Raw genomic sequence first — 4,581 nt, 5'->3', positions numbered from 1 at the left:
GTCGCCGGGATGCGAGCGCGCGAGGAAGCTGCCGGGACGGAGATCCTTGTTGAGAGGGATCAGCGTGCCCGCGGCGCGGGAACCGGCCTCTCGGGCGGAGCCACCGCCGTCGACGGGGGCATCGTCCTCTCCGTCGAGCGCATGCGCGACGTGCGCGTCGATCCCGCGACCCGTACCGCCATCGTGCAGCCCGGCCTGCTGAACGCCGAGCTGCAGGCGGCCGCGGCCCAGCACGGCCTCTGGTATCCGCCGGATCCGGCGTCGTTCGAGATCTGCTCGATCGGCGGCAACATCGCGACGAACGCCGGCGGGCTCTGCTGCGTCAAGTACGGTGTGACCGTCGACTACGTGCTGGGCCTCGAGGTCGTGCTCGCCGACGGGCGGACGATCCGCCTCGGCGGCCCGCTCGTCAAAGATGTCGCGGGACTTCCCCTGGTCAAGCTGTTCGTCGGCAGCGAGGGCACGCTCGGCGTGGTCACCGAGGCGACCGTGCGGCTGCTGCCCGCACCGCCGACGCCGCGACGGATCGCCGCCTGGTTCGGGAGTTCCGAGCGCGCGGCCGCCGCGATCTCGGAGATCGCCGCCGCGATCCGGCCGAGCCTGCTGGAGTACATGGATCGCACCGCGATCGACGCGGTGGAGGATCTGCTCGCAATCGGACTCGACCGCAGCGCCGAGGCCTTCGTGCTCGCCGGCAGCGACGATCTCGACCCCGAGGGACGTGACATCGCCCGCATGGTGGAGGTCTTCCGCAGGCACGGCGCGATCCTGATCGAGGAGACCACGACCGCACGCGGCGCGGAACTCGCGCATGCGCGTCGTGCCGCGATCCCGGCAGTGGAGGCCCGCGGCCGCCTGCTGCTCTCGGACGTCGGCGTCCCGATTCCGCGGCTCGGCGAGCTGATCGCGGGGATCGAGCGGATCGCCGAGGATCGCGACACGTGCATCGCCTTCATCGCGCACGCGGGTGACGGCAACACGCACCCGCTCGTCGTGTTCGACCCCGCGGATCCCGCAGCGCAGGATCGCGCCGAAACCGCCTACGGGGAGATCATGTCCCTCGCGGTGTCGCTCGGCGGCACGATCTCGGGCGAGCACGGCGTCGGCAAGCTGAAGCGGCCGTGGCTCGAGGGTCAGATCGGGTCGGACGTGCTCGAGATCGGGCAGCGGATCAAGGATGCGCTCGATCCGCAGGGGATCCTGAACCCCGGCGCGGTCTTCGCGCCTCCCGCTCGCTGATCCTGCGGCGCTGAGGCGGCGGCACTGATCCTGTGCCGTGCTGATCCCGCAGCACTGATCCCGCAGCACTGGCGTCACGGCACTGACGCGGCAAGGTCGACGCCGCGGCTGCGCTCGCTCCCGCGAAGGTGCGGAAACGCCGAACGCCCGCCTCCTCGAAGAAGCGGGCGCTCGCGCGTCGTCTCGGGCGGAGACTCAGACCATCTTGGTGACCTGGTCGAAGCTCAGCTCGACCGGCGTCTCGCGTTCGAAGAGCGAGACGAGCACCGTCAGCTTGCCCGCGGCCGGGTTGATCTCGCTGATCGTGCCCGGCAGGCCCTCGAAGGAGCCCGACTTGATGGTGATGGTCTCACCGATCTCGAAGTCGATCTCGACGTTGCCCGCCTCCGCGGCGCCGGCGGCGGCCTTGGACTTGGCGAGCACCGGCTCGAGCTCCACGGTGCTCTTCAGCATCTCGAACGCTTCCTTGAAGCGCAGCGGCACCGGGTTGTGCGCGTTGCCGACGAAGCCGGTCACGCCCGGCGTGTGGCGGACGACCGACCAGGAGTTCTCGTTGAGGTTCATGCGCACGAGCACGTAGCCCGGGATGCGCACACGGGTGACCATCTTGCGCTGGCCGTTCTTGACCTCCATGACCTCTTCCATGGGGACCTGGATCTCGAAGATGTCGTCGACCGCGCCCATCGTCTCGCGACGGTTCCACAGGTTCGACTTCACCTTGCGCTCGTAGCCGGCGTAGCTGTGCACCACGTACCACTTGCCGGGCTTCGTGCGCAGCTCGAGCTTGAAGGCGGCGTAGGGATCCTCGGCCTCGGCATCCTCGGAGCCCTCAGCGGGGGCGGCGTCGGCCGGCGCAGTGGACGCATCGGCGGAGGCATCGGGTGCGGGCGCATCGGTCGCAGCGACCTCCACCTCGGCGTCGGCGGCATCGGCCTGGTTCGCCAGCGCGTCGAGGGCGGCGTCGAGCTCGGCCTCGGGGGTGTTGTTCTCGCTCGTCATCTGACTTCCGACTTTCTTGCTTTCGATCGCTGATCGCCCGGGGTCCGCCGCGCTGCGATCGATTCGGGCGGCGTTTCGGGCATGGTGAGAGTGTTAGAGGGGCGTGCCGAAGATGAAGACGGTCAGCCAGCCGAACGCCTGATCGAGCACCCACACCAGCGCCATCATCACGACGACGAAGCCCAGCACCACGAGCGTGTAGTTGATCAGCTCTTTTCTGGTGGGCGTCGTGACCTTCTTCAGCTCGGCGAAGACCTGCTGGATGAAGAGCACGATACGGCCGAAGAACGACTTCTTGGCGGCGCGATCAGCCCTGGCGCGCTCGACCAGACCGTCGCCGGTCTCGTCGATCTCGTTGCTGCTCACGGGCACCTGCCTTTCGTTCGCCCCGCCGTTCTGCGACTGCGGGGTATGGCAGGGCGGACAGGACTCGAACCTGCAACCTGCGGTTTTGGAGACCGCTGCGCTACCAATTGCGCCACCGCCCTATGGTCTGCCGACTCGCTGCGAACCTTCTCCTGCCCACGTGCGGATAACCGCTCGCAGGCACAAAAAATTCTGGCAGAAGTCAACTACCTCGAAAGAGTCTACGGCATCATCCCGAGCCTTGTCGAACCGCGCACCGCGCACCGGGCGGATGCCGGTCTCACCCTTCGCCGCGACGCCGGCGCGAGCCGGCCGAGCGCGCACATGCAGCCCATGCGGCCGGCCGGAGTGCGATCCACTGCCGGCAGATCGTCTCGGTCTCGGCTCCCCGTATTCCCCGCGTTCTCCGTCTCAGTAGTGGTACGGGAACGGCGACCAGTCGGGGCTCCGCTTCTCGAGGAACGAATCGCGTCCTTCCACCGCCTCATCGGTGCCGTAGGCGAGGCGGGTCGTCTCGCCGGCGAAGAGCTGCTGCCCCACGAGGCCGTCGTCGACCGCGTTGAAGGCGTACTTCAGCATGCGGATCGCCGTCGGCGACTTGCCCAGGATCTCGCGCGCCCACTCGACGCCGGTGCGCTCCAGCTCGGCGTGCGGCACCACCGCGTTGACCGCGCCCATCTCGTAGGCGCGCTGCGCGCTGTACTCGCGGGCGAGGAAGAACACCTCCCGCGCGTTCTTCTGGCCGATCTGGCGGGCGAAGTAGGCGCTGCCGTAGCCGGCGTCGAAGGATCCGACATCCGCATCCGTCTGCTTGAAATGCGCATGCTCCTCGCTCGCGATCGAGAGGTCGCAGACGACGTTCAGCGAGTGCCCGCCGCCGGCCGCCCAACCGTTGACCAGGGCGATCACGACTTTCGGCATGAAGCGGATGAGGCGCTGCACCTCGAGGATGTGCAGGCGCCCGGCCCGCGCCGCGGCCTCAGGCCCGACGGCCCGCTCGTCGTCCGAGTACTTGTAGCCGTCACGACCGCGGATCCGCTGGTCGCCGCCCGAGCAGAACGCATGCACTCCGTCCTTCGGCGAGGGCCCGTTGCCCGTGAGCAGTACGACGCCGACGCGCGGGTCGACGCGCGCCCGATCCAGCGCATCGTAGAGCTCGTCCACCGTGTGCGGGCGGAAGGCGTTGCGCACCTCGGGCCGGTCGAAGGCGACGCGTGCGATGCGGCCGTCGCGGCTCAGGTGCGCAGTGATGTCGGTGTATCCCTCGGCGCCCGGCGCGAGCTCCCACTCGGCCGGGTCGAAGAGCTCGGAGACCTGCTGTTCTGTCATGCCTCAAGCCTATGCCGGGGCACCGAGTCTGTGCGGATGGCTCGGGTTGTGCGGAGGCAGGGCGGGTGGAGCGGCGCCATTCCCCGTATTCGCGAGTGGATTCCGATGTATGCCCCCTGCATGCCTCGGTTGCCTCCTGCATGCCTCGGTGACACCCTCCGCGAGAGGCGGAAAAAGGTTCTTCTGCGGGAGAATATCCACCTTTTCCCGCCTCTCGCAGGGCGGAGGCGGATGGAGGGAGCTCGGGGAGGAGGGGCGCGGGGAGGAGAGAGGGGATCGAGAGGAACAGAGGGAGCAGGAACGGGAAGAGGCAAGGATGCGAGGATGGGGGCGTGAAGGATCAGCCGGCGCTACCCGCCATCGACGTGCGGCTGGGCGAGCTGCAGGGCGAGCTCCTGAACGAGCTCCTGGATCGTGCCCGGGTGGTCGCGATCCCGACCCGCACCCGCTTCCGCGGCATCACGGTGCGCGAGGCGGTGCTGTTCGACGCCCCGAACGGCGCGAGCGAGTTCTCTCCGTTCCCCGAATACGACGACGCCGAGGCCGCCGCCTGGCTGGCCGCGGCGATCGAGTTCGGCTGGGCGGAGCTGCCGCCGATCCGGCGCGAGCGGATCCCGGTGAACGCGACCGTGCCCGCCGTGCCCGCGG

General features: G+C 69.0%; 4 protein-coding genes, 1 tRNA gene and 1 pseudogene. 2 read left to right on the top strand and 4 right to left on the bottom strand.

The window, feature by feature from the left end; genetic code table 11:
- Window positions 1–1,239: FAD-binding oxidoreductase (locus ACFPZL_RS10350; protein ID WP_382335324.1), on the top strand; the 1,239-nt coding region annotated here is incomplete at its 5' end.
- 195 nt (window positions 1,240–1,434) lie between these two features.
- Here ACFPZL_RS10350 and nusG read toward each other — a convergent pair.
- The 4 genes from nusG to ACFPZL_RS10330 form a co-directional block, all read right to left on the bottom strand.
- Window positions 1,435–2,238 (bottom strand): transcription termination/antitermination protein NusG, encoded by an 804-nt coding sequence (gene nusG / locus ACFPZL_RS10345; RefSeq protein WP_218116396.1) that lies wholly within the window; start codon window positions 2,236–2,238, stop codon window positions 1,435–1,437.
- Window positions 2,239–2,331: 93 nt separating this feature from the next.
- The gene (gene secE, locus ACFPZL_RS10340; RefSeq protein WP_218116397.1) at window positions 2,332–2,604 is read right to left on the bottom strand and encodes a preprotein translocase subunit SecE; all 273 of its coding nucleotides are present in this window, start codon (window positions 2,602–2,604) and stop codon (window positions 2,332–2,334) included.
- Window positions 2,605–2,650: 46 nt separating this feature from the next.
- Window positions 2,651–2,726, bottom strand: a tRNA-Trp gene (locus tag ACFPZL_RS10335).
- A 289-nt stretch (window positions 2,727–3,015) separates the two neighbouring features.
- Window positions 3,016–3,933 carry a 1,4-dihydroxy-2-naphthoyl-CoA synthase gene (locus ACFPZL_RS10330; RefSeq protein WP_218116398.1) on the bottom strand — a complete coding sequence of 306 codons (918 nt, stop codon included), beginning with the start codon at window positions 3,931–3,933 and terminating at the stop codon, window positions 3,016–3,018.
- 380 nt (window positions 3,934–4,313) lie between these two features.
- Between ACFPZL_RS10330 and ACFPZL_RS10325 the strand changes: the two are divergent.
- Window positions 4,314–4,581, top strand: a pseudogene (locus tag ACFPZL_RS10325) (o-succinylbenzoate synthase); the annotation flags it as partial.

The organism is Leucobacter soli (assembly GCF_042659205.1).
In the GTDB taxonomy this organism is placed as follows: Bacteria; Actinomycetota; Actinomycetes; order Actinomycetales; family Microbacteriaceae; genus Leucobacter; species Leucobacter soli.
This window is presented reverse-complemented; position numbering and strand designations above follow the sequence as displayed.

Coding starts and splice junctions, on each gene's coding strand:
- nusG (WP_218116396.1), bottom strand. CDS start 2,238: ATGACGAGCGAGAACAACACCCCCGAGGCCGAGCTCGACGCCGCCCTC.
- ACFPZL_RS10330 (WP_218116398.1), bottom strand. CDS start 3,933: ATGACAGAACAGCAGGTCTCCGAGCTCTTCGACCCGGCCGAGTGGGAG.